This is a genomic window from Streptomyces diastatochromogenes, from assembly GCF_002242805.1.
GTDB classification, from domain to species: domain Bacteria; phylum Actinomycetota; class Actinomycetes; order Streptomycetales; family Streptomycetaceae; genus Streptomyces; species Streptomyces diastatochromogenes.
Genome location: NZ_MCGQ01000182.1, coordinates 1 through 341 on the forward strand (window position 1 = coordinate 1; position 341 = coordinate 341).

A 341-nucleotide genomic window follows, 5' to 3' on the forward strand; every position below is an offset into this window, starting at 1 on the left:
GGAGGCGTTGACGAACGTCCACAAGCATGCGGCGGGTGCGAAGACGTATGTGCGGCTGGCGCATCGGGGGGCGGAGATCGCGATGCAGGTGGAGAACGAGCCGCCGGAGCCGGGGTCCGCGGCGGCGGGGTTGCCGTCGGGTGGCAATGGTCTGGTGGGGATGCGGGAGCGGGTCGTCGCGCTGGGTGGTGTGTTTGTTTCGGGGCCGACGGATGCGGGGGGTTTCCGGGTGTCGGCGGTGATTCCGGCGGTGTAGGCCGGGGGCGGTGCCCTGTCGGCCGGGTCAGGCGACGGTGAGGCGTGCGGGTTGGGTGCCGGCGACGAGGGTGGCCAGGGCGTGG

General features: G+C 72.7%; 1 protein-coding gene. It reads left to right on the top strand.

Annotated features, from left to right (window positions below; genetic code table 11):
• A partial coding sequence (locus BEK98_RS47505; protein WP_425276676.1) for an ATP-binding protein occupies positions 1–256 on the top strand: 256 nt, incomplete at its 5' end.
• Between the last annotated feature and the right edge of the window lie 85 nt (positions 257–341).